Here is a 21,478-nt window from a genome sequence, read left to right on the forward strand (position 1 = left end):
TTCGGCGAGAGGCCGGCGCGTCAAGCGGGACCCAACGTCAATCCAGCAGGGATTTGATCTCGCCCTTGATGAGCGTCCAGGCGGGCGCGGCCGGGTCGATCAGCTCGAAGTGGCCGGCGCCCTTCAGGTTCAGCTCGGTCACCGGGTCGCCCGCGGCCTTGGCCGACGCCGCATAGGCCGCGCCGAAGCGGGACGGGACGATGGGGTCGAGATCCCCGGAGATCACCGCCTGCGGCACGCCGAGCGGCAGCATGGCGGCCGGCGAAAGCCCGCCATAAAGATCCTGGGTCCTTCGGAACAGCGCTCCGGTCAGGGCGTCGATCGTGCCGGGGCCGCCGCAGGCGTCGGGGCCGGTCTCGCGATAGGCGGCCAGGTCGATGATCCCGGCCAGGCTGACCGCGCCGCGCGGCAGGAAGGGGCCTTCCCCGCGTAGAGGGCTGGCCTTGCTGGCCCACAGCGCCAGATGGCCGCCCGCCGAGTGGCCGGCGAAGACCACGTGCTTGAGATCCAGCGGATAGGTCTTGGCCAACTCGCGAACATGGTCGGCGCCGGCCGCCACGTCCTGGAAGGTGCCGGGATAGCCGCCGCCCTCGTGGCCGATGCGGCGGTATTCCAGGTTCCAGACCGCGATCCCGTCGGCGCGCAGGTCACCTGACACATAGTCCATCAGCTCGGTCCCTGGCAGGTCGGCCAGCCAGCAGCCGCCGTGGATCATCACCACCAGGGGGTAGGGGCCTTTGCCCTTGGGCAGCCACAGCTCCCCGAACTGTAGGGGCAGGGCGCCATAGGCGATCCTGGCGTCGGCATGGGGGCGCTCGCGGGCCAGCAGGTCACGGTAGCTGATGGGGTCGGCGTGAGCGCATCCGGCGAGGGTGGCGGCTACGGCCAGGCCCAGAACAGGTTTCATCGCGCACTCCTGCCCCGCCGCGGCGTCACGGGGGGATCTTCCCGATTACGCCGCGTGGCGCAAGACCTTGGGCGACGACCGGCTGGAGGGAGGGGCGAGTAGCCCAAACGAAAACGCCCGGCCGTTGCGGGCCGGGCGTCTCGAAGATCGCAGGTGATCGGAGCCGTTAGGCGGCGACGGCCTTGATCAGGTTCTTGTTGAGGATGCCGATGGCGGCGTCACGGTCGATCTGCTCGATGGCGGCGACTTCGCGGGCCATGCGGTCCAGGGCCGACTCATAGAGCTGGCGTTCGGAATAGGACTGTTCGGGCTGGTTCTCGGCGCGGTGCAGGTCGCGGACCACCTCGGCGATGGAGATCAGGTCGCCGGAATTGATCTTGGCTTCGTATTCCTGGGCGCGACGCGACCACATGGTGCGCTTCACCCGCGCACGGCCCTTCAGGGTGGTGAGCGCCTGGCTGACGACATTGCCCTCGGCCAGCGAACGCAGGCCGGCGGTGCGGGCCTTGGCGGTCGGAACGCGCAGGGTCATCTTCTCGTGGTCGAAGGTGATCACATAGACTTCGAGCGAGTAGCCGGCCACTTCCTGAGTTTCGATCCCCTGTACCTGACCGACCCCGTGGGCCGGATAGACGACGTGATCGCCAACCGAGAAATCCAGACCAGTCTTGCTCATCAGCTAAGTCCTTTCGACCTCGTCCAATCCCATCGACGCATCCAGGTTTTTCCAAGAGCCCAAGGCGAAAGATGTCCCTCCGCGAAATGCGCGGCTGACAACATTCTTGAGAACGGAATAGACCTCTAGGACACCCTTCGCCTGTTCAAGGCGTATGCGCCGGGACGGCTCTTCTGCAAAAACGACATGGCAGGCGCGAAACGCTTCTCGCCACGTCATTGTCACCCTAGCATAAAAATCAGCCGAAAGAAAGGCTTGCGCCCCTGGCGCGAGGGGGCTCAGGAGCCGCGGCCGGGCTTTTCGCTGAAATACTTTTCGAACTTACCGGTCTCGCGCTCGAAGGCCTCGGCGTCAGCCGGCGGCTCGCCCTTCACCGTGATATTGGGCCAGATCTTGGCGTAGTCGGTGTTGATCTTCAGCCACTTGGAGTCCGGCGTGTCCTCGGTGTCCGGCTTGATGGCGTCCACCGGGCACTCAGGTTCGCAGACGCCACAGTCGATGCACTCGTCCGGATTGATCGCCAGGAAGTTCTCGCCCTCGTAGAAGCAGTCCACCGGACACACCTCCACGCAGTCCATGAACTTACATTTGATACAGGCGTCGGTGACGATGTAGGTCACTGGGAACTCCGGCGGATCTAGAGCGCGGGTTTTCCCGGTCAGACCCCCAATTGTCAATGCCGCCAGCCCGCAGGATATCTGAGGCCGCCGATAGGCTCATGGCGCAGGTGTGAGCGAGATCACGGTTTCGGTCGCGGCCTCCACCGCCTTTCGCGAATAGACCAGCGGCACGTACTCACCCTTCACCCACTTCGGGAACAGGTCCCGGTAGTGGGGGCTCTCCGGATCGCCAGACTGGCCGGGCGTGTTGATGGTCATGCTGTTGTCCCAGGCGCCGACGTCCAGAACCATGCGGAACGACGCCCCGGCCACGACGCGGAAGTCGTCCGGCCGCCAGGTCGCGGCCATCGGCGACAGGCTGGTCCCGCCCATCGGCGTCGGGCCCGCCGCCAGCAGCGGCTTGGTGGCCGCGTCAGCCAGCGGGGTCAGGGCATGCTCCAGACGGGCGTGGTGCAGCCCGCCCCAGGCCCAGTTTTTCGGATCGGGGCCGAGCCGCGTGGAGACCTCGTCAAAGGCCGCCAGCAGGCTCGACGCCAGCACCGCGTCACGGGTGGCCGTGGGCAGTGTGGCGTCGGGGTTTTCCAGCAGCGCCATGACCGCGGCCAGGTCGCCATTGCCGATGACGCCATGGACGGCCTTGGGCGTCGCCGCGGCGACCACGGCCCGGCCCAGATGCTTGCCGGTCCAGACTTCGAACAGGGCCGCGCCGGCGCTGTCGGCCGAGGTGCGATGGTCCCAGCCGCGCAGCAGGGCCAGCGCGCTGGAGAGCTTGGGGTCGTCGGTCTTCAGTGGCGCGAGGACGGCGATCAGCCGCCGTGAGGTGATGTCGTAGGGATCGGCCTGCAGGGCCATGGCGTCGGCCACGGTCAGTTTCGGATTGGCGGCGAGCACCTCGTCCACGCGCAGGAAGCGCGCGGCGTTGGACCATTCGAACCCGACCTTGCGCTCGGCGACAGGGTAGTCGGCGGGGAGGTTCATCTGGTTGGCCGAGGCGAACCAGCCCTTCTTGGGATCGGCCTGGCTGGGCAGGTCGTCGGGCTTCAGAAAGCCTTTCCATTCATAGCGCCCGTCGCCGGGCACCGGCATCAGCCCGTCCCAGTTGGGCCGCGCCGGGACCATGCCGGCGGCCACCCAGCCGATATGGCCCGAGGTGTCGGCATAGACCTGATTTTCAGAGGGCGCGCCCCAGCCGGCCAGGGCCGCCTTGAAGCTCGGCCAGTCCTGGGCCTGCATATAGCCTGTGGAGCCGAAATAGGCCGAGGTTCCCGGCTGGCTCCACACCGTGCGGATGGCGAAGGCCCTGCCCTCGGTCGCCTTCAGCACCGGCCCGTGGCGGGTGAAGCGCAAGGTCACGGCGCGCGGCGCGGCCTCGCCTTTCACCGGGATGGCGTCCTTCACCACGGTCATGGCCTCCCAGCCGTCGCCGTAGCGGTACTGGTCGCCCTTGGTTTCGTAGACGTAGAGGTCCTCCTGATCGACCGGGAAGATGGTCAGGCCAAAGGCGATCTTGCCGTTGTGGCCGATGGAGACGCCGGGCAGGGCGGGCTCCCCGGCCCCGATCACCGAGAAGCCCGGCGCGTTCAGATGCACGATGTAACGCAGGCCCGGCGCGCCATGCTCCCGATGCGGATCATTGGCCAGGATTGGCCGGCCCGTGGCGGTGCGTGAGCCGGAGACCGTCCAGTTGTTCGACCCGATCGCCTCGGGGGGAACCTCCAGCGCGGCCCGCTGCTCCGGCGGTCCGGAGAACTTCACACCGGCGCCGGCCAGCTGGTAGTCGGCCAGGACGTCGGCGGGGATGGAACAGGGATCGAGGCCGTCGGGGACCTTGGTGGTCCATTTGGGCTCGATGAAGCGGTAGAGGCGGGCGGCGGCCAGGTCCGCCTTGCAGGCGATCTGGGCGCGGCCCACCTCATTGGGCACGTTGCGGGTCAGGCCGTGGCTGCGGATGCGGACCACGTCTTCGGCGCTCCAGCGGTCGGGCGCCGAGCCTGCGATCCTGAACTCCAGGGGCAGGGGCCGCTTGCCGGCGATGATTTCGTCGACGAAGGCGTTGACGCCCGCCGCCCAGGCGCTGGTGTTGTCCTGCGCGCCGGGACCATAGGCCGCCCATTCCTTGGCCATGTCGCCGCGATAGAGGAACAGGCGGGCGGCGCGGTCCTGGGACACGTAGGTGGGGCCGAAGTCCTTCGACAGCAGGCCCAGGCCGCGCTTGCGCCACAGGTCGATCTGCCAGAGCCGGTCGCGGGCGACGTTGTAGCCCTGCAGGAAGAAGGCGTCGCGAACGCTGCCGGCATAGATGTGCGCGATGCCCCAGGTATCGACGCGGATCTCGGCCGGGGCGGCCAGACCGGCGACCGCGCGGCTCTCCTGGGCCGGGGCGGCGAAGGCCGTGACGCTGGCGAGGCTGAGCAGAGCTCCCAGAAGCGGGGCGACGGTTTTGGGCATGCTTTCCTCCGGGGTCGGAAGGAGAGGCTAGGCCACAAGGGACCGCATCGACAATGGAGGTGTGGCCGCTAAGCTCGCGCACGTCCAAGGGGGAAGCCATGGAAACGCGTTCTCACCGGCTGTGGGCGGGCCTCACCGTCCTGACCGGCCTGGTCACCGTGGCGATCACCATCGCCTTCCAGATGCTGCCGGAGGTGGCCGCCGCCGGGGCGTGCTGGGCGCCGGGCAAGGTGGTCGAGTTCGAGCTGGCCCGCACCCTGGAACAGGTTCTGAAGGCGTTCGGCCCGAACGCCTGCCGCGCGCCCATCGTCACGGCCATGGATGCGGTGAACCGCTTCGATGTGCAGGCCTATATCCCCGCCTACACCGCCTTCGAAATCTGCGCGGCGATGTTCCTGGGCCTGAGTTTCCGGCGGCCCCTGGTGATGGCCACCATCGGCGTGGCCCTGGTGGCGCTGGCCGGCGATTATCTGGAAACCCTCACCCTCCTGCGGATCACTCAGGATCTGGACGGTTCGACCGACCTGCTGGCGTGGTCGAGCGCGGGCGTCTGGATCAAGTTCGCGGGCCTGGCGCTCCACGCCTTCCTGCTGTCGCGGATCTGCATGGCCGACCGGCGGCCGATCCTGGCCATGCTGCTGCTCCTGCCGATGGTGGGCACGGCCTTCGCGGCCATCGACAACAGCCGCGCGGCCCTGATGACCTATGCCCTGATCCTGAGCTGGACCCCGGTCCTGCTGGTGGCGGCGCGGGATCTGGTGCGCAAGTCGACGTGATCAACTTCCTCTCCCCTTCCAAGGGGAGAGGGTAGGGTCATCCCAAGGCTGAGTATAAGGCCCGCGCCTCGGCCGGGGGGCCCCGCCGTTCGCCGAGCCCTTCCACCGCCACGGCGATCAGCTTGCCGCTGACCGCGAAGACCAGATGGTCGCCCACCTTCACCGGCCGCGCGCACTTGTCGATCCGGGTCTCGGCGCCGGCGCGGGTCAGACGGACCTTGCCCTCGTCCAGGAACTTGGCGGCCAGCGAGCGGGTCTTGAAGAACCGCGCCCGCCACAGCCAGACATCGGCGCGGCAGCCCGTCTCGCTCATGGGTTCGCGGCCTTCGCTTTGCGGCGGCGGCGCGGGCGGCGGGCGGGGGCGGGCTTGTCCTTCAGGGCGGCCAGGGCCGAGAAGGGCGAGGTCGGCGAGGGCGGGCTGGGCTTGATCGTGGGCGCCTCGCCCCGGCGGCGCCAGACCATGTCCTCACCGGGCTTCTCCCGGGTGGTGGGCGCAAAGCCCAGGGCCCTGAGGATCTCCTTGGTTTCCTGCGTGCTCCAGCCCAGCACCTCGCGGTCGGCGTCTGTGAGTTGGCCAGGCTTTCCAGCCCGCATAAGGTCGTCCATCCGCTCCAGGGCCTCGACGGGCACGGCCAACCGACCCACGGCGCGCAGACCAAAGGCGGACAGGGCCGTGGCGGCGGGGGGCGGGTCGGGAAGCTGGCTGATCACATGCGTCGGGGGGCGCCAGGCGCGGTCGGCGAAGCCCTGGACGAAGCTCAAGGCGTCGGGTCGCAGCAGGGCCGGCAGGTAGAGGGTGAAGTGGCCCAGCCGGATGCCCAGGCCCTTCAGCGCCCGGCGCTCCACCTGGCTCAACGCCTTGGCCTCGGCGCGGACCAGGGTGCGGTCCAGCACGCCGCCGGCCTCGATCAGCCGATAGGCGAGGCCCCGGGCCAGCCCCTTAATCTTGCCCTCCACCATCCCGGTTTCCAGCCTGCGCAGGGCGCCCAGTCGGCGCACCGCCTCCGCGGCGAGGAAGGCTTCCAGCCGCCGGGTGGCCCGCTCACGGGCGGCGGGATTGCCCAGCTCTCCCAGCAGCCGCACGCGGGGCGCGAAGGGGGCGCCGCCGGAAATCGCGCCGGCCGCCTGACCTCGCCAAAGCACCAGGCCCTGGGGCGTCAGGCCGAAGGCGCCGTCCGCCTCGCCGGCCAGTTGGCCCAGCCGCTTGTTGATCTCCGGGCCGACGGCCTGGGTGGCGGCCGCGCGCAGGGCCTTTTCCTCCAGCACCGAGGCGCCGTGCTCGGCCTCGAAGGTCACGCCCCGCAGCTTGCCGACATAGTGGCCCTCGACGGTGACCGTGCCGTCCTCGGCGACGCCCGCCAGCATGTCCTCGCGAACCCGCAACCCGCGCATCAGGGCGCTGGTCCGGCGGTCCACGAAGCGGGCCATCAGCTTCTCGTGCAGGGTGTCGGAGAGCTTGTCCTCCAGCACCCGGGTCTTGGCCTGCCAGGCGCCGGCGTCTGTCAGCCAGTCGGGGCGGTTGGCGACATAGGCCAGGGTCCGGACACTGGCCAGGCGCGCCGAGAGCGTGTCGATCTCCCCGTCGTTGCGGTCCAGATGGCGGTACTGGCCGGCGATCCAGTCCTCGGGAATCCGGCGGTTGCGGCTGGTGAGATACTGGAAGAAGTCCCGCGTCAGTCGCAGGTGCTCCTCGTGGCCCACCTTGCGGAAGTCCGGCGTCTGGCAGACGTCCCACAGGCGCGCCAGGGAGGGCTTGTCGCGGGCCCGGTCGGCGATGTCCGGGTCGCCCGCCAGCTGGCGCAGGGTCACCTCGTCCAGGCTCTCGGCCGAGGCCTTCAGCACGTCGAAGGTGGGCGGGGCGGCGAGCGACTTCATCAGGTTGGCGAGCGACGAGAAATCCAGCTTGGCGTTGCGCCATTCGGCCGCCGCCACCGGCTGGAACTGGTGCTCCTGCACGGCGTCCACCAGATCAGCGTCCATGTCCTCGCACTCGCCGGTGACGCCAAAGGTTCCGTCGGTGCGGAAGCGGCCGGCCCGGCCGGCGATCTGGCCCACCTCCTGCGGATGCAGGAACCGCGTCCGCTTGCCGTCGAACTTCCGCAGGCCGGCGAAGGCGACGTGGTCGACGTCCATGTTCAGACCCATGCCGATGGCGTCGGTGGCCACCAGGAAGTCCACCTCGCCCGACTGGTAGAGCGCCACCTGGGCGTTGCGGGTTCGGGGGCTGAGGGAGCCCATCACCACGGCGGCCCCGCCGCGCTGGCGGCGGATCAGCTCGGCGATGGCGTAGACCTGGTCGGCGGAGAAGGCGACGACGGCCGAGCGGCGCGGCAGGCGGGTCAGCTTCTTGGGTCCCGCATAGGTCAGGCTGGAGAACCGTTCGCGGGTGACGATCTCGGCGCCCGGCAACAGCCGTCGGATCAGCGGCGCCATGGTGCCCGCCCCCATCAGCATGGTCTCGTAGGTGCCCCGCGCATGCAGCAGCCGGTGGGTGAAGACGTGGCCGCGCTCGGGGTCGGCGCAGAGCTGGATCTCGTCCACCGCCAGGAACTCGACCTCGCGGCTGAGCGGCATGGCCTCGACGGTGCAGACGAAATAGACGGCGCGCGGCGGGACGATCTTCTCCTCGCCGGTGATCAGGGCCACCGACCGGGCGCCGCGGGCCTTGACGATGCGGTCATAGATTTCACGGGCCAGCAGCCGCAGCGGCAGGCCGATCATGCCCGAGGCGTGCCCCAGCATCCGCTCGACGGCGAGGTGGGTCTTGCCGGTGTTTGTCGGCCCCAGCACCGCCACGAGGCGGGGAGGCGGCGCGCCGGTCGGGCGGTGACTCATGATCCCAAGTTGGGGTGGGAATCGTGACGGGGCAAGCGGCGCCGGTGTGTCTGCGACATGAAAGCCGCTAGCGCTCAGAGATGGCGGTCGAAGTCCATGCGCTGGTGGAGAATGCGCACGACGTCGATGTCGAGTCCGGCCTGCCGGTAGAAGAGGAGGTGAGAGCCGACCGCGAGCTTGAAATAGCCCGGGCTAATGTCATCGCAGGCGCGACCACGGCGAGGATGGGCGGCGGCGGACTCGACCCCGCGCTGGATGTCCCTCAGATATCGCTCGGCCTGATCTACGCCCCACCGCTCTCGGCTATAGGCCCAGATACCTTCAAGGTCCTTGCGAGCCAGGGGTGATAGAACATAGCCCATCAGTCAGCGCTCTCGTCACTCCGCTTCTTCGCGATAAAATCGTTGAAGTCGAACGGTGTCGAAGGGCCGCTCTCCTCACCCGCGATGAGGGCCGCTCGAAGTGCGCTCAACTGCGCCTCGCGTTCCTCAAGGAGCCTTAGGCTCGCTCGCACGACGTCACTTGCGGAGCCGTACCGGCCTGTCGCGACCTCAGCGTCGATGAAGGCGCTGAAGTGCTCGCCGAGACTGAAGGATGTGTTCTTGCTCATTGGCGCCTCCAGACTGGAGAATACCAATATCTGGTACTCAATTCAATCCAACCCTAATCCAGCGTCCGCCGATAGCGGGCCATGGCCAGCGCCGTGACCACGCACACAAACGCCAGCAGGGCCGCCAGTTCGCGCCACATGTCCTCCAGCCCCTGCCCCTTCAGCAGGGCCCCGCGCACCACCCGCAGGAAGTGGGTGACCGGGATCACCTCCCCCAGCGCCTGGGCCCAGCCGGGCATGCCGCGGAAGGGGAACATGAAGCCCGACAGCAGGATCGAGGGCAGGATGTAGAAGAAGCTCATCTGCATGGCCTGCAGCTGCGACTGCGCCGCCGTGGAGATCAGGAAGCCCAGCGCCAGGGACCCCACGATGAATAGGCTGATCCCGAGGGCGAGGCCAAGCCAGCCCCCCAGCATCGGCACCTGGAACAGCAGCTTGGCGATAGCCAGGATGATCACGGTCTGGGCGACGCCCACCAGGACGTAGGGCGCCAGCTTGCCGATCATCACCTCGATCGGTTCGACCGGCGTGGCCAGCAGGCTTTCCATGGTGCCGCGCTCGGTCTCGCGGGTGACGCTGAGCGAGGTCATCATCACCAGCGTCATGGAGAGGATCACGCCCAGCAGGCCCGGCACGATGTTGTAGGCGGTGACGGCTTCCGGATTGTAGCGGCGGTGGACCACCACCTCGAAGGCGGGCCTGGCCTGGACCCGTGGGGCCAGGGCGCCCTTGAGGTCGCCGACCAGGGCCTGGGTCGGAAGGGCGGCGAGGGCCGCGACGGCGGGGCCGGTGGCCGAGGGATCGGTGGCGTCGGCCTCCACCAGGATCTGGGCCTTGTCGCCGCGCGCCACCCGCCGGGTGAAGTCGCCGGGGATGGTGATGGCGAACTGCACCTCGCCGCGCCGGATCAGCGCGTCCAGCTCGGCGGGGCTGCGGGCCTGGGCCACGAGGTCGAAATAGGCGCTGTTGCGCAGGGACGAGAGGATCGAGCGGGCGAAGACACTGTCCTCCTGCACCAGCACGGCGGTGGGCAGGTGGCGGGGCTCGGAATTGATGGCGTAGCCGAACAGCAGCAGCTGGATCACCGGCAGGGCCAGGATCATGGCGTAGGTCAGCCGGTCGCGGGTGAGCTGCTTGAACTCCTTGATCAGCACCGCCCAGACCCGGGTGAGGGAAAACCCTGCTTCGCGGCGGGCGCCGCTTCGCAGGGCGGGGCCGGGTGGAGGGGCTTGCCCTTCGGAGCCTCGGCGAAGAAGGGTCATCGGAAGTTGTCCTCCGAGCCTTCCATCAGCTGGATGAAGACGTCCTCCAGGGTCGGCTCCACCTCGGTCCAGCGGTAGGGCGCGCGGCGATAGGGGGCGATAGCGGCTTCCAGCGCCGTGCGATCGGCGCCGCTGACGTGCAGGGAGGCGCCGAAGGGGGCGGCCATCTCGACCCCGGGGCGCTTGGCCAGTTCCGCCGACAGTCGGTCGATGCCCTGGCCCTCACCGTTGAAGGTGACGAGGTTGGAGCGGCCGATCACCTGCTCCGCCGTGCCCCGGGCGATCAGCCGGCCATAGGCGATGTAGGCGATCTCATGACAGCGCTCGGCCTCGTCCATGTAGTGGGTGGAAACAAGGACCGTCAGGCCCTCGGCGCTGAGCGCGTGGATCTCGTCCCAGAAGGTGCGCCGCGCCTTGGGATCGACCCCGGCGGTGGGCTCGTCCAGCAGCAGTAGCTTGGGCTCGTGCAATGTGGCGGTGGCCAGGGCCAGCCGCTGCTTCCAGCCCCCCGAGAGCGTGCCCGCCAACTGACTTCGCCGCTCGATCAGGCCCAGGCGCTCCAGGGCGTGGGCCACCCGGTCCTTGCGGCGGTCCAGGTCGTGGACGCGGGCGGAGAACATCAGGTTCTCCTCCAGGGTCAGGTCCTCATAGAGCGAGAACTTCTGGGTCATGTAGCCGGTCTGGCGCTTGATGGCGCCCGCCTCCCCGATGATGTCCAGACCCAGGCAGGTCCCCTCGCCGCTGTCGGGGGTCAGCAGGCCGCACAGCATCCGCAGGGTGGTGGTCTTTCCCGAGCCGTTGGGACCCAGGAACCCGCAGATCCGCCCAGGCTCCACCTGGATGGAAAAGTCCTGCACCACGTGCTTGTCGCCGAAGCTCTTGTTCAGGCCGTGGACGTCGATGGCCAGGGTCACCGGGCCGGCTCCAGCGGCGTCACGTCCACCGGCTGGCCGGGATTGAGCCGGGCCGAGGGGCGGGCTTCCACCAAATAGACGAGCCGGTCGCGGGCCTCGCGGCTGTAGATGATCGGCGGGGTGAACTCCGGGCGAGGGCTGATGAAGGTGATGGTCGCCGACAGGGCCTTGGCGCAGCCGTCGCAGGTGAACCGTACGACGCGCCCGATGCGGTAGGCCGACAGGCTCTGCTCCGGGACGAAGAACCGCAGCTTGATGCGGTCGTCGGGCAGCAGGGACAGGACCGGCTGGTTGGCGATGGACCATTCGCCCGGTTGGAAAAAGACATCCTCCACGCGGCCTGCGGAGGGGGCGACAGGGGCGAGATCGGAGAGTCGCGCCTCGGCGGCCGACAGGCCGGCCTGGGCCTGGGCCACCCGGCTGTCGGCGGCCTGGACCTGGCCTTCGCGGGCGCCCAGCGCCGCGGCGTCGCGCTGCCGGCGGGCGGCCACGACCTGGGCCTCGGCGGTCTGCAGGGCGGCGCGGACGTCGTCCAGGCGGGCGGGCGCATAGATACCCTTGCGGACGAGGGGCTGGACCCGGCGCATGTCGGCCGCGGCGTCGCGGGCCCTCGCCTCGGCGGCGGCGATATTGGCGTCATAGACGGCAAGCTCCACGGGGCGCAGGCCCTTGCGGGCGTCCTGCGCCTGGCCTTCCGCGGCGCCCAGCTCGGCCTCCGCCTGCTGGCGCTGGGCGGCCAGTTGCCTGGGGTCGACGACAAAGAGCCGGTCGCCGGCCTTCACCCGAGCGCCGCGCTGGACATAGACCTGAGCCACGGTCCCCGACACGGGCGCGGCCAGATAGAGCGGCTCGCCCTCCACATAGCCGGTGAGCAGGTTGGAGCGGTTCATGCGTGGAACCAGGACCAGGGCCGCGATGACGGCTGCGGCGGCCAGCAGCAGGACGATGACGAGCAGGCGTTGTTTCATGGGACCATTCCCCGCAGCAGGGTCTCGACGTGTTGTTCCATCAGGGCCGGCAGGTCGAAGGGCTCGGCGCCGATGGGCGTGAAGGTCTCGCGCCAGATCACCCCCACCAGCATCGGCGAGATCAGCGAGACGGCGTAGTGGCGCGGGTCGCCGGGACGGATCTCGCCGCGCGCCTGGGCCGCGGCGATCGCCGCCGACAGGGCGCCCAGGGCCGGGACGATCAGCCGATCGTGCCACACCCGCGCCAGCTCCGGGAAGTTCCGCGCCTCGCCGATCACCATCTTCAGGATGCCCCCCAGCGGGGTCGTGGCGGCGACCTGGGCGATCAGCTTGGCGAAGGCGCGGATCAGGTCGGGGAAGGTCTGCGGATTGGCGGCGGCCAGGGCCGCGAGGTTGTGCAGGTTCGGCGCGACGCCCTGCTCCACCACCGCCTGGAAGATGTCATCCTTGGTGGCGAAGTAGAGATAGATCGCGCCCTTGGAGACCCCGGCCCGGGCGGCGATGTCATCCAGCCGTGCGGCGGCGAAGCCCTTCTCCGCGAACACCTCGAAAGCCGCCGCGACGATCTCGTCAGGGCGGTCGGCCTTGCGGCGCCGGAACTTGGGCTGGCCTGCGGGGAGGGACATGCGCGATCTACTAACTGACTGGTCAGTTATCAATACCGCTCAAGCCACACCCTGACAAGGAGAGGAACTTCTCCATCATCAAGCCAAGCTTGTTGGCCCACGCCGTCCGTCATGCAACCGTGCGGCGCGCAGGGGAGAGACCAGCATCATGTTCGCCGGAGAAACCGATCAGGTTGCGGCCTCGCGGCCAATCGCCATCGCCCGCGTCGCCATCGGGTTCGCCCAGGGCCTCGCGCTGTACGGCCTGAACGAATGGGAGAAGCACGGCCTGGCGGAGAATATCCCCTCGCCGCTGTTCTGCGCCTGCGCGATGCTAATCCTGTTCCTGCCGGTGGTGGTGCTGGGCGGCCTGCGCACCCTGCGGCCCCGCACCCTGATCGTCTGGGGCGCCGTCACCGCCATCGTGGTTGCGGGGCTCGGCGCCTATCACGGGACCATAGCCATCCCCGACGCCAGCACGGAGCACTGGCCGGGTCCGCCCCTGGTGATCTTCACCGCCATCGGCCTGTTCATCGCCCACCATCTGGTGGCGGGCGCCGACGCTGACCGGCGCTGGATCGCCGGCTATGGGCGCTACTTCGACCAGACCTGGAAGGACGGCGTGCGCCTGGCCCTGGCCGTTCTGTTCGTCGGCGCCCTGTGGCTGCTGCTCTGGCTGGGCGGCGCGCTGTTCGACCTGATCGGCGTCAAGTGGGTCGGCGAGACCATCCAGAAGCCCTGGTTCGCCTTCCCCGCCACCACCACCTTCTTCGCCCTGGCCATCCACCTGACCGACGTCCGCGCCAGCCTGGTGCGAGGCATCCGCACCGTGGCGCTCACCCTGCTCTCCTGGTTGCTGCCAGTGATGGCGGTGATCGGGGCGGGCTTCCTCATCGCCTTGCCGTTCACGGGCCTATCGCTGCTCTGGGACACCAAGAGCGCGGCGGGCATCCTGCTCTCGGCCGCCGCGGCGCTCATCGTCCTGCTCAACGCCGCCTATCAGGAAGGCGAGGCCGAGGATCATCCGCCGGTCGCCTTGAAGTGGGCCGGCCGGGTCACCGGCGTCATCATCACGCCGCTGGTGGCCATCGCCGCCTATGGCCTGGCCTTGCGTATCGGGCAGTATGGTCTGACACCGGACCGCATCTACGGTGTCGCCTGCACCCTGGTGGCCGTCATCTATGCGGTGGGCTACGCGGCCAGCGTCTTTTGGCCCGGCCCCTGGCTGAAGCGGCTGGAAGTCACCAACGTCGTCACCGCCCACGTGGTGGTGGCGGTCCTGTTGGCCCTGTTCTCGCCGATCGCCAATCCGAGCCGATTGTCGGTGAACGACCAGGTCGCGCGCCTGGACCGCGGCGCGGTGACGCCGGCGAAGTTCGACTACCTATTCCTGCGCTTTGAGGCCGGAAAACCGGGGATGGACGCTCTGAAGGCGCTCGCCGCCCGCAAGACCGGTCCCCACGCCGCGGAGATCGCCAAGCGCGCCACCTCGGCGCTTGCCCGGAAGGCCCGCTACGGTGAGGCCACGACCTCGGTGGTGGAGCGCAAGGAACTGGTGGCCGTGGCCGGCGGCGGCGTTCTGCCACCCGGATTCCTGGAGCAGACCTGGAAAAGCTTCGAGGACCCGCTGCAGAACTGCGAGACCGGCCGCCAGTGCGACGCCGTGGTCGCCGACCTCGACGGCGATACGGCCCCCGAGGTGGTGGTCTTCGCCATGGGTGACCGCCGGGTCTATCGCCAGGACAAGGGCGTCTGGTCGCGGATCGGGACGCTCTCCGGTTCTTATTGCGACAAGGATGGGGCGGCGCTGAAGGCGGGCCAGTTCGCGGTGAACGCCGATCCCAAGCCCCTGGCCGACGTGGTGGTGGCCGGTCGCCGCCTGCGCGTCGTGCCTGACACCGACAAATGCCCCGACGGCGCGGCCGGCGAAGCCGTCGTCGTGTCGGAGATCAAGCCCCCGCCGCCGGAGACCAGATGAGCGACCAGGTCCGCAACCTCGCCTTCCACACTCTTTCCGACGAGTGGGCGACCCTGAAGCGGGTGACCTTTGACTACCGGCGCCGCGACGGGACCTGGGAGCAGCAGGTCCGCCAGACCTACGACCGGGGCGATGGGGCGGTGATCCTACCCTACGACCCGGCGCGCGGGACGGTGCTGTTGACCCGACAGTTCCGCATTCCCGCCTATGTCTGCGGACATCCCGAGCCGCTGATCGAGGCCGCCGCCGGCCTGCTGGACGCCGACGACCCGGAGACCGCCATCAAGCGCGAGGCCGAGGAGGAACTGGGTTACCGGTTCGCCGAGGTCACCCTAGTCTTCAAGGTGTTCATGAGTCCCGGCAGCGTCACCGAACAACTCAGCTTCTTCACCGCCCGCTACTCCGCCGCCGACAAGGTCAGCGCCGGCGGCGGCCACGCTGACGAGGGCGAGGACATCGAGGTGCTGGAGGTCACGCTGGACGAGGCCCTTCAGATGGTCCGGGATGGGATCATCGTCGACGCCAAGACCATCATGCTGATCCAGCACCTGAAGCTGGCGCTCTAATTCCTCCCCAGGCCGCAGGCTGTGTCGGGGGAGGAATTATCAGGTCAGAACTTCGCGTTGATCCCCACGAACACCCGGCGGCCCAGGATGTCGAAGCTTGAGGGGTCTGTGTTGGAGTTGGGATAGCTGGTGAAGTAGGGCGGGTCCTTGTCTTCCAGGTTGTTGATCCCGGCGCGCAGGGTGACCCGGTCGTCGATCTTCCAAGAGCCCGACAGATCATAGACGTCATAGTCGGGGGTGTTGACCGCCGTGGGGCTGAAGGTCGGCACGCTGCGGGCGTCGGTCATGGCCGCGATGTGGCGCCAGCGCAGGGCGGTCCGCACCGGACCTACGGCCCAGGTGGCCGAAAGCACCGACTTCCACTCCGGCAGGGCGCCGCCCGAGAGGTCGGCCCCGATCGTCCCGGCATAGTCGACGAAGGCGCCATTGGGCCGCGCCTGACGCTCAAAGCTGTCGAGCTTGGTGACCACCAGGTTGAAGGCCAGGGCGCCGGCGTTCTCCGGGAGGCCGAGGTCGGCGAGATCGAAGCCCCAGTCCAGCTGGGCGTCGATGCCTGAGGTCTTCACCGAGGCGAGGTTCACCTGGGTCTGGGCGACGCCGGTGATCTGGCCCGAGCTCAGGCGGGTGAACTGCTGGCAGTAGAAGTTGGCGCTGGAGAGCCCTGGATTGGATCCATCGGCGTTGAAGCAGGAGGCCAGGATGGTCGGGACCCCGATGGTCCCCACCACGTCGGCCACCTCGATCCTGTAGTAGTCCAGGCTGACGCTGAAGCTGCGCAGGAACGGCTGATCAACGGGGGGTGACCAGACCGCGCCGGCTGTGAAGCTGTCGGCGGTCTCCTCGCGCAGGTTGCGATTGCCGCCGCCGATGATCTCCACCTGGGTTGAGGCCTGGTTGAAGGTGTCGATGATCGCCGAGGGCACGCCCTGGGAGAGGCACAGACCGCGGACCGCCGTCCCGCTGGCGCCGACGCGATAGGAGGACCGCACGTCGCAGGGGTCGCCCGCCGTGGTTCCGGTCCCCGGCGAGCCGATGCCGACGAAGCCCAGGGACGCGGGCGAGAACAGCTCGGCGATGTTGGGCGCGCGGACGGCGCGCTGGTAGCCGCCACGGATCAACAGGCCTGACGCCGGCTTCCAGGTGAGGTCAGCCTTGTAGGCGCTGACCTGGCCGGTGGTGGAATAGTCAGCGATCCGGCCGCCCAGGGTGATGTCCAGGCTCTCGATTAGCGGCAGGTCGGCCAGCACCGGGACCAGCAGCTCGGCGTAGACCTCCTTCGACGTGATGTCGCCGCTGACCGGTACCGCCGGGTTGAAGCCGACGATGTCCGGCCCCCGCAGTTTGAGGTCGGGGGCGTAGTCGAAGTCGTCCTTGCGGTACTGGGCGCCGGCCGAGAACTTCAAGGCCCCGGCCGGCAGGTCGATCAGGCTGCCGGTGGCGTAGCCCTCGACCACCGTCTGCTTGATGGTGGTGGAATTGGTGACCTCCCGGGCGATATAGGCCGCGCAGCCGGGGCTGACCTTGCCGGCCCCGAAGATGTTGAACCCGCCGCAGATCGCGGCCCCGCCATCGGGGGCGAAGGTGAGGGTCCGCATCGCCGCGCGGCTGACATTCCCGAACTGGTTCTCGGTGTGGTCCATCTGGCCGTAGCTGGCGTAGAGGTCCCACTTCCAGTCCTTGATCGGCAGGGCGCCACGGAGGCCCGCCACCAGTTGCATCGTCTCATAGGTGTTGTTGGAGAGCCGGCCGCCCACCTCGTTGAAGGCGCGGCGAGGATAGAAGGCCGCCGTCGGGTCGGCGCGCGAGGCCAGCAGGGTGCGCAGGTCCGTCGGGATGAAGGGGTTGGTCACCGGCACCACGATGTCGGGGCCGGGGAAGGCGCCGTCGCTGGCCGAGGCGGGGCCGAGCTGCCGGGAGACATCATAGGTGGTGTAGCTGGCCGTGCCGTAGGCCTCGAGATTGTCACTCAGGTCGTAGTGGCCCGAGGCATAGAGGCTCCAGCGCTCCAGGGGCAGGTTGAGGTAGCGGTAGGCGGCGCTGTTGAAGGTGTAGCTGGTGGGTGAGAAGCCCGCGTCCCGCACACCCTTGTAGTTGGTCACCGGGGCGGTGGAGAACAGGCTGCCGTCGGCGTTGAAGGAGAGGCTGGCGCCGCGCGCCACCGTGCCAGGCGCGAAACCGTAGGCGCCGAACACCGCATTCATCGCCGCCTGGCTGGGCAGGTTCGCCGCGCCGCCGGTGTTGGAGGCCGGGTCGAAGCGACCGTCGGGGATGGTCGCCGCGCCAGAGGGCGTCAGGCCGGTGGCGAGGATGGAATAGCCTACCGCCGACCAGTCGCGGTCGGAGGCCAGCAACCCCTCGCGCTTGTCGTAGGTGGCGGCCACGGCGAGGTTGCCGCGTCCGTCGGCGAAGTTGTGGCCCCAGCCCACCGAGGCGGTCAGCTGGCCGGCGTCATTCTGCTCCGTGGCGCCGAACTGGGCGTCGACCTGCAGGCCGTCGAAGTTGCGCTTCAGCTTGAAGTTCACCACCCCGGCGATGGCATCCGAGCCATAGACCGCCGAGGCGCCGCCGGTGATGGTCTCCACCGTGTCCACCAGGAAGGTGGGTAAGGTGTTGAGGTCCACCACCGCGTTGGGATTGCCGGCCACCACCCGGCGCCCGTCGATCAGCACCAGGGTGCGGGTGGGGCCAAGGCCGCGCAGGTTGGCATAGGCCTGACCGGGGGTCGTGACGAAGTTGGTGGTGTTGGTCCCCGAGCCATTAGAGGGCGTGAACTGCGGCAGCTGGTTCAAGGTGTTCTCGATCGTCACCATGCCGACGGCGGCGATCTGCTCCTGACCCACCGTCACGATGGGGCTTTCCGACACATAGTCCTTCCGGGCGATCCGGCTGCCGGTGACCACGATCTCGGAGACCTCGGCGTCCTGGGCCAGGGCCGGCGTTGAGTTGAAGGCCAGGAGACTGGCCAGGGCGCTGGCGCAGAGCAGGCCTGATCGCATCGCCGTCATGTTCGTTCCCCGCCCCAAGCCCAGGTCTGAAATCCACCCACGAGGGTGACTTGCAGCCCAGGCTAGGGGAAGGCGAGCGTCCCCGCCACTGACGCGGAAGGCGAGAGGTTAATGAGCGTCGGGTGGCGCCGGAACGTGGCCGCAACGAATCAGGACCGAATCGGTGACTCGGCCCGATTCGGGATTTGTTCCCTACAAGGTATTGTATCCCAAGGGCTTGTAGGCACAAGACGATAGGAGCCGTGGCCGATAGGTGCCGAGGCGGGAAAGTTCGATGAAGCGCTCTGAGAGGTGGCTCCGCCTTGACGCCGCCGCTTCCATTCGACTATATCGCCCGCTCTCGCGCGGGTCCGCCCGCCGTCACTCTTTTCTCGCTTAGGTCTTAAGCCATGTCGCGTCGTTGCGAACTCACCGGTATCGGCCCCATGGTCGGCAACAATGTGAGCCACTCGAATATCAAGACCAAGCGCCGCTTCCTGCCGGCCCTGGCTCCAGCCAGCCTGCAGTCGGACGCGCTGGGTCAAACTTTCAAGCTGCGCATCTCCAATGCGGCCCGCCGCACCCTGGACTTCCGTGGCGGCCTGGACGTCTTCCTGGTCAAGGCCAAGGACGAGCAGCTCTCGCCCCGCGCCTTGAAGATCAAGCGCCAGCTGAAGGCCAAGCTCGCCGCGCAAGCGCCGGTCGCCGCCGCCTAAGAGGCAGCGACAAGCAGATTTGGAAAAGGCCGGCGGTGACGCCGGCCTTTTTCTTTGCGCGCCAGGTGCCTTGCAGAGGCCATAGCCCCCTCCGTCCGAATGCTTTCTATTTCAGGACGCTGTCGAACAGGGCGATCAGTTCGCGCCAGTGGCGCTCAGCGCCCTCGGGGTTGTGCACCGGCATGTCGGTGGGCACCCAGCCGTGCTTGCAGCCTTCCCAGATGGACACCTCGGCGTCGACCCCGGCCTCGCTCAGGGACTGGGTGAGCAGGGTGTTCTGGGCCTCGTCATAGCTGCGGTCCTCGATGGCGCCGGCCACCAGCACCTTGGCCTTGATCGCAGGCGCCAGCCGGTGGGGGCTGCGTTCTTCGTCGGTGGCCATGTTGCCACCGTGGAACGAGGCCGCCGCGCCGATCCGGTCGGGATAGGTCCCCGCCGCGCGCAGGGCGATGGAGCCGCCCATGCAGTAGCCGGTGATTCCCACCTTGCCCGGCTTGGCGGCCGGATCGGCGTCGATGTAGTCGAGGCAGGCCTTCACATCGGTCATCTGGCGGCCAGCCCCGGTGCTGGCGCGCAGCTTGGCGAACAGCTCGCCGGCCGTCTTGTCGCCGGCGCGGGCCGCGGCGATGTCCAGGGGTGGGTAGGGGCCGGCGCGCCAGAACAGGTCTGGCAGCAGCACATAGTAGCCCGCGGCGGCGAGGCGCTCGCCCATCTCGAACAGGGCGGGACGGATGGCCGGGGCGTCCATGGCGATGATCGCGGCGGGCCAGGGGCCAACGCCTGAGTCGGGCTTGAACACGAAGGCGCGCGCCTCGCCCTCCGGGGTGGGAAGGGCGATTTCGGTCTGGCTCATGATGGCGCCTCGCTAATGCTTCGCGGGCTTCCAGTCGAAAGCCAGCAGGATGGTCTTCTGGGAATTGGAAAAATTGTCGTCGGAAAGCAGGTAGAATCGGGTGGAGCCATCCTTGTTCGGAACGGCGGACACCCCCTCGATATTGTCCACGGTGAGCGGCTTGGCGATGTCCATGCGGGCCACCTCGCCCTGGGGGCCGAGGATCTTCAGGGTGATACGGCTGCCGCGCACCGGGTCCCAGGCGCGGAACAGCCAGGCGGTGTTCCCGCCGGGCAAGGGGTCGACCGCCACCACGCCGAACTCGACGGGCTTCTCGAGGGTCGGGCCTTTCACGCAGGCCGCGCTGAGGCGACAGGTCCAGGTCTCGCCGGAGTCCTCACCGGCGGTGATGTAGCCGTCGGGGCCAACGGCGGGATCGAGGGCCAGGGCTTCCATGCCGCCGTTGCTGGGGAAGTTGGCGCCCACGGGGGAGGGGACCACGCGCGCGGCGCCGCCCTTGGCCGGATAGAGCAGGATGCGGTCGATGGCCTCGAAGCTGACCAGGCGGTCGCCATTGGGCAGGACGGCCAGGCCCTCCGAGTCGGCTTCCTTCTTGCCCTGCAACGGCTTGCCGTCCGGGCCGGTCAGGACGGTGAGGGTGGCGGCTCCGAGACCGACAAGACGACCGGCCTTGTCCCGCAAGACCCGCGTCTCCAGAAGGTCGCCTTCGTCGCTGATGGAGGTCAGCTTGCCGTCGCGGGTCACCCGCAGGTCCGACAGGCCGTGGAAGCGCGAGGTCTGATCCGAACTCAGGACGAGCCCGCCCGCATAGACGAAGTCGCCGATGCGGTCCTGGGCGGCGTCCTGCGGATTGAGCGGGACGGGGACCGCGGTGATGGTGATCCCGGGGCCTGCGGCTATCGGCCCTTTTGGCAGGGTGGCGGGTTGCGCGCAGGCGGTGAGCGCGGCGAGCGCGGCTCCCAGGATCAGTCGTTTCACGCCACGGCTCTCCGGACTTCCTTGAAGGTGGACCGCCGGGGCGCGCCACCCTGGGGGCCTTGGGTGTTGGGCGGTGGGGCCAGCAGGCCCGCGGTCTTGCGGTTGGCCTTGCGCGGCTCTTCCTGGAAGAGCTCGGCCAACTGGTCGACGATGGCGCCGGCCAACTGTTCTACATCGACGATGGTGACAGCCCGGCGATAGTAGCGCGTCACGTCGTGGCCGATGCCGATGGCGATCAGCTGCACCGGGCTCTTGTCCTGGATCTCTGCGATGACCTCGCGCAGGTGGCGCTCCAGATAGTGGCCGGAGTTCACCGACAGGGTCGAATCGTCCACCGGCGCGCCGTCGGAGATCACCATCAGGATGCGTCGGGCCTCGGTCCGGCCGATCAGCCGCTGGTGGGCCCACATCAGGGCCTCGCCGTCGATGTTCTCCTTCAGCAGCCCCTCGCGCATCATCAGGCCCAAATTCTTGCGCGCGCGCCGCCATGGCGCGTCGGCGGATTTGTAGATGATGTGCCTGAGATCGTTGAGGCGGCCGGGATTGGCCGGCTTGCCGGCGGCCAGCCACGCCTCGCGCGACTGCCCGCCCTTCCAGGCTCGCGTCGTGAAGCCCAGAATTTCCACCTTGACGCCGCAGCGCTCCAGCGTGCGCGCCAGGATGTCGGCGCAGGTCGCCGCCACCGTGATGGGACGGCCGCGCATCGAGCCGGAATTGTCCAAGAGCAGCGTCACCACGGTATCGCGGAAGGTGGCTTCCTTCTCGCTCATGAACGACAGCGG

19 protein-coding genes and 1 pseudogene are annotated in these 21,478 nt (G+C 68.6%); 4 read left to right on the top strand and 16 right to left on the bottom strand.

Annotation, left to right across the window (positions count from 1 at the left end; genetic code table 11):
* Window positions 1-37: 37 nt before the first annotated feature.
* From Q7J39_RS18800 to Q7J39_RS18815, 4 genes are all read right to left on the bottom strand, one after another.
* Window positions 38-907 (bottom strand): alpha/beta hydrolase, encoded by an 870-nt coding sequence (locus Q7J39_RS18800; RefSeq protein ID WP_304828959.1) that lies wholly within the window; start codon window positions 905-907, stop codon window positions 38-40.
* Between the two features lie 166 nt (window positions 908-1,073).
* Complete coding sequence (locus Q7J39_RS18805; RefSeq protein WP_293497177.1) at window positions 1,074-1,583, bottom strand: CarD family transcriptional regulator; 510 nt, start codon at window positions 1,581-1,583, stop codon at window positions 1,074-1,076.
* 278 nt (window positions 1,584-1,861) lie between these two features.
* Complete coding sequence (gene fdxA, locus Q7J39_RS18810) at window positions 1,862-2,203, bottom strand: ferredoxin FdxA (protein ID WP_304776309.1); 342 nt, start codon at window positions 2,201-2,203, stop codon at window positions 1,862-1,864.
* Window positions 2,204-2,299: 96 nt separating this feature from the next.
* Window positions 2,300-4,651 (bottom strand): penicillin acylase family protein, encoded by a 2,352-nt coding sequence (locus tag Q7J39_RS18815; protein ID WP_304828964.1) that lies wholly within the window; start codon window positions 4,649-4,651, stop codon window positions 2,300-2,302.
* 98 nt (window positions 4,652-4,749) lie between these two features.
* Here Q7J39_RS18815 and Q7J39_RS18820 point away from each other — a divergent pair, with 98 nt between their 5' ends.
* On the top strand, window positions 4,750-5,427 hold the full coding sequence (locus tag Q7J39_RS18820; protein ID WP_304828967.1) for a hypothetical protein: 678 nt from the start codon (window positions 4,750-4,752) through the stop codon (window positions 5,425-5,427).
* A gap of 37 nt (window positions 5,428-5,464) precedes the next feature.
* Here Q7J39_RS18820 and Q7J39_RS18825 read toward each other — a convergent pair whose 3' ends face one another.
* The 8 genes from Q7J39_RS18825 to Q7J39_RS18860 form a co-directional block, all read right to left on the bottom strand.
* Window positions 5,465-5,740, bottom strand: a complete 276-nt coding sequence (locus tag Q7J39_RS18825; RefSeq protein WP_304828970.1) for an RNA-binding S4 domain-containing protein — start codon at window positions 5,738-5,740, stop codon at window positions 5,465-5,467.
* Window positions 5,737-8,262 (bottom strand): helicase-related protein, encoded by a 2,526-nt coding sequence (locus Q7J39_RS18830; RefSeq protein WP_304828973.1) that lies wholly within the window; start codon window positions 8,260-8,262, stop codon window positions 5,737-5,739. The genes Q7J39_RS18825 and Q7J39_RS18830 overlap by 4 nt, the downstream gene beginning before the upstream one ends.
* Window positions 8,263-8,336: 74 nt before the next feature.
* Window positions 8,337-8,624 (bottom strand): type II toxin-antitoxin system RelE/ParE family toxin, encoded by a 288-nt coding sequence (locus tag Q7J39_RS20930; RefSeq protein ID WP_370690110.1) that lies wholly within the window; start codon window positions 8,622-8,624, stop codon window positions 8,337-8,339.
* The gene (locus Q7J39_RS18840; protein WP_304828979.1) at window positions 8,624-8,872 is read right to left on the bottom strand and encodes a type II toxin-antitoxin system ParD family antitoxin; all 249 of its coding nucleotides are present in this window, start codon (window positions 8,870-8,872) and stop codon (window positions 8,624-8,626) included. Before Q7J39_RS18840 ends, Q7J39_RS20930 begins: the two co-directional genes overlap by 1 nt.
* Before the next feature lie 53 nt (window positions 8,873-8,925).
* A complete protein-coding gene (locus tag Q7J39_RS18845; protein ID WP_304828982.1) occupies window positions 8,926-10,134 on the bottom strand; it encodes an ABC transporter permease in 1,209 nt (402 codons plus the stop codon).
* Complete coding sequence (locus Q7J39_RS18850; RefSeq protein WP_304828985.1) at window positions 10,131-11,048, bottom strand: ABC transporter ATP-binding protein; 918 nt, start codon at window positions 11,046-11,048, stop codon at window positions 10,131-10,133. Before Q7J39_RS18850 ends, Q7J39_RS18845 begins: the two co-directional genes overlap by 4 nt.
* Window positions 11,045-12,016, bottom strand: a complete 972-nt coding sequence (locus Q7J39_RS18855) for an HlyD family secretion protein (RefSeq protein ID WP_304828988.1) — start codon at window positions 12,014-12,016, stop codon at window positions 11,045-11,047. The genes Q7J39_RS18850 and Q7J39_RS18855 overlap by 4 nt, the downstream gene beginning before the upstream one ends.
* Window positions 12,013-12,642 carry a TetR/AcrR family transcriptional regulator gene (locus Q7J39_RS18860; protein WP_304828991.1) on the bottom strand — a complete coding sequence of 210 codons (630 nt, stop codon included), beginning with the start codon at window positions 12,640-12,642 and terminating at the stop codon, window positions 12,013-12,015. Before Q7J39_RS18860 ends, Q7J39_RS18855 begins: the two co-directional genes overlap by 4 nt.
* Window positions 12,643-12,790: 148 nt before the next feature.
* On the opposite strand from Q7J39_RS18860, the gene Q7J39_RS18865 reads away from it, so the two are divergent.
* Together Q7J39_RS18865 and Q7J39_RS18870 are read left to right on the top strand one after the other, a co-directional pair.
* Complete coding sequence (locus Q7J39_RS18865; RefSeq protein ID WP_304828994.1) at window positions 12,791-14,599, top strand: DUF4153 domain-containing protein; 1,809 nt, start codon at window positions 12,791-12,793, stop codon at window positions 14,597-14,599.
* Window positions 14,596-15,165 (top strand): NUDIX domain-containing protein, encoded by a 570-nt coding sequence (locus Q7J39_RS18870; protein ID WP_304828997.1) that lies wholly within the window; start codon window positions 14,596-14,598, stop codon window positions 15,163-15,165. Before Q7J39_RS18865 ends, Q7J39_RS18870 begins: the two co-directional genes overlap by 4 nt.
* Window positions 15,166-15,209: 44 nt before the next feature.
* On the opposite strand, the gene Q7J39_RS18875 is transcribed toward Q7J39_RS18870, so the two are convergent.
* Window positions 15,210-18,170 carry a TonB-dependent siderophore receptor gene (locus Q7J39_RS18875; RefSeq protein WP_304829001.1) on the bottom strand — a complete coding sequence of 987 codons (2,961 nt, stop codon included), beginning with the start codon at window positions 18,168-18,170 and terminating at the stop codon, window positions 15,210-15,212.
* A 389-nt stretch (window positions 18,171-18,559) separates the two neighbouring features.
* On the opposite strand from Q7J39_RS18875, the gene rpmB reads away from it, so the two are divergent.
* The gene (rpmB, locus tag Q7J39_RS18880) at window positions 18,560-18,865 is read left to right on the top strand and encodes a 50S ribosomal protein L28 (protein ID WP_304829003.1); all 306 of its coding nucleotides are present in this window, start codon (window positions 18,560-18,562) and stop codon (window positions 18,863-18,865) included.
* 106 nt (window positions 18,866-18,971) lie between these two features.
* On the opposite strand, the gene Q7J39_RS18885 is transcribed toward rpmB, so the two are convergent.
* The 3 genes and pseudogenes from Q7J39_RS18885 to Q7J39_RS18895 form a co-directional block, all read right to left on the bottom strand.
* Window positions 18,972-19,718, bottom strand: a complete 747-nt coding sequence (locus Q7J39_RS18885) for a dienelactone hydrolase family protein (protein ID WP_304829006.1) — start codon at window positions 19,716-19,718, stop codon at window positions 18,972-18,974.
* A 12-nt stretch (window positions 19,719-19,730) separates the two neighbouring features.
* Entirely contained in the window at window positions 19,731-20,696 is a 966-nt protein-coding gene (locus Q7J39_RS18890; RefSeq protein WP_304829009.1) for an esterase-like activity of phytase family protein, read from the bottom strand.
* A pseudogene (locus Q7J39_RS18895) lies at window positions 20,693-21,478 on the bottom strand (cobaltochelatase subunit CobT); the annotation flags it as partial. The pseudogene Q7J39_RS18895 and the gene Q7J39_RS18890, both read right to left, overlap by 4 nt.

Source organism: Phenylobacterium sp. (assembly GCF_030651185.1).
Classification (GTDB): domain Bacteria; phylum Pseudomonadota; class Alphaproteobacteria; order Caulobacterales; family Caulobacteraceae; genus Phenylobacterium.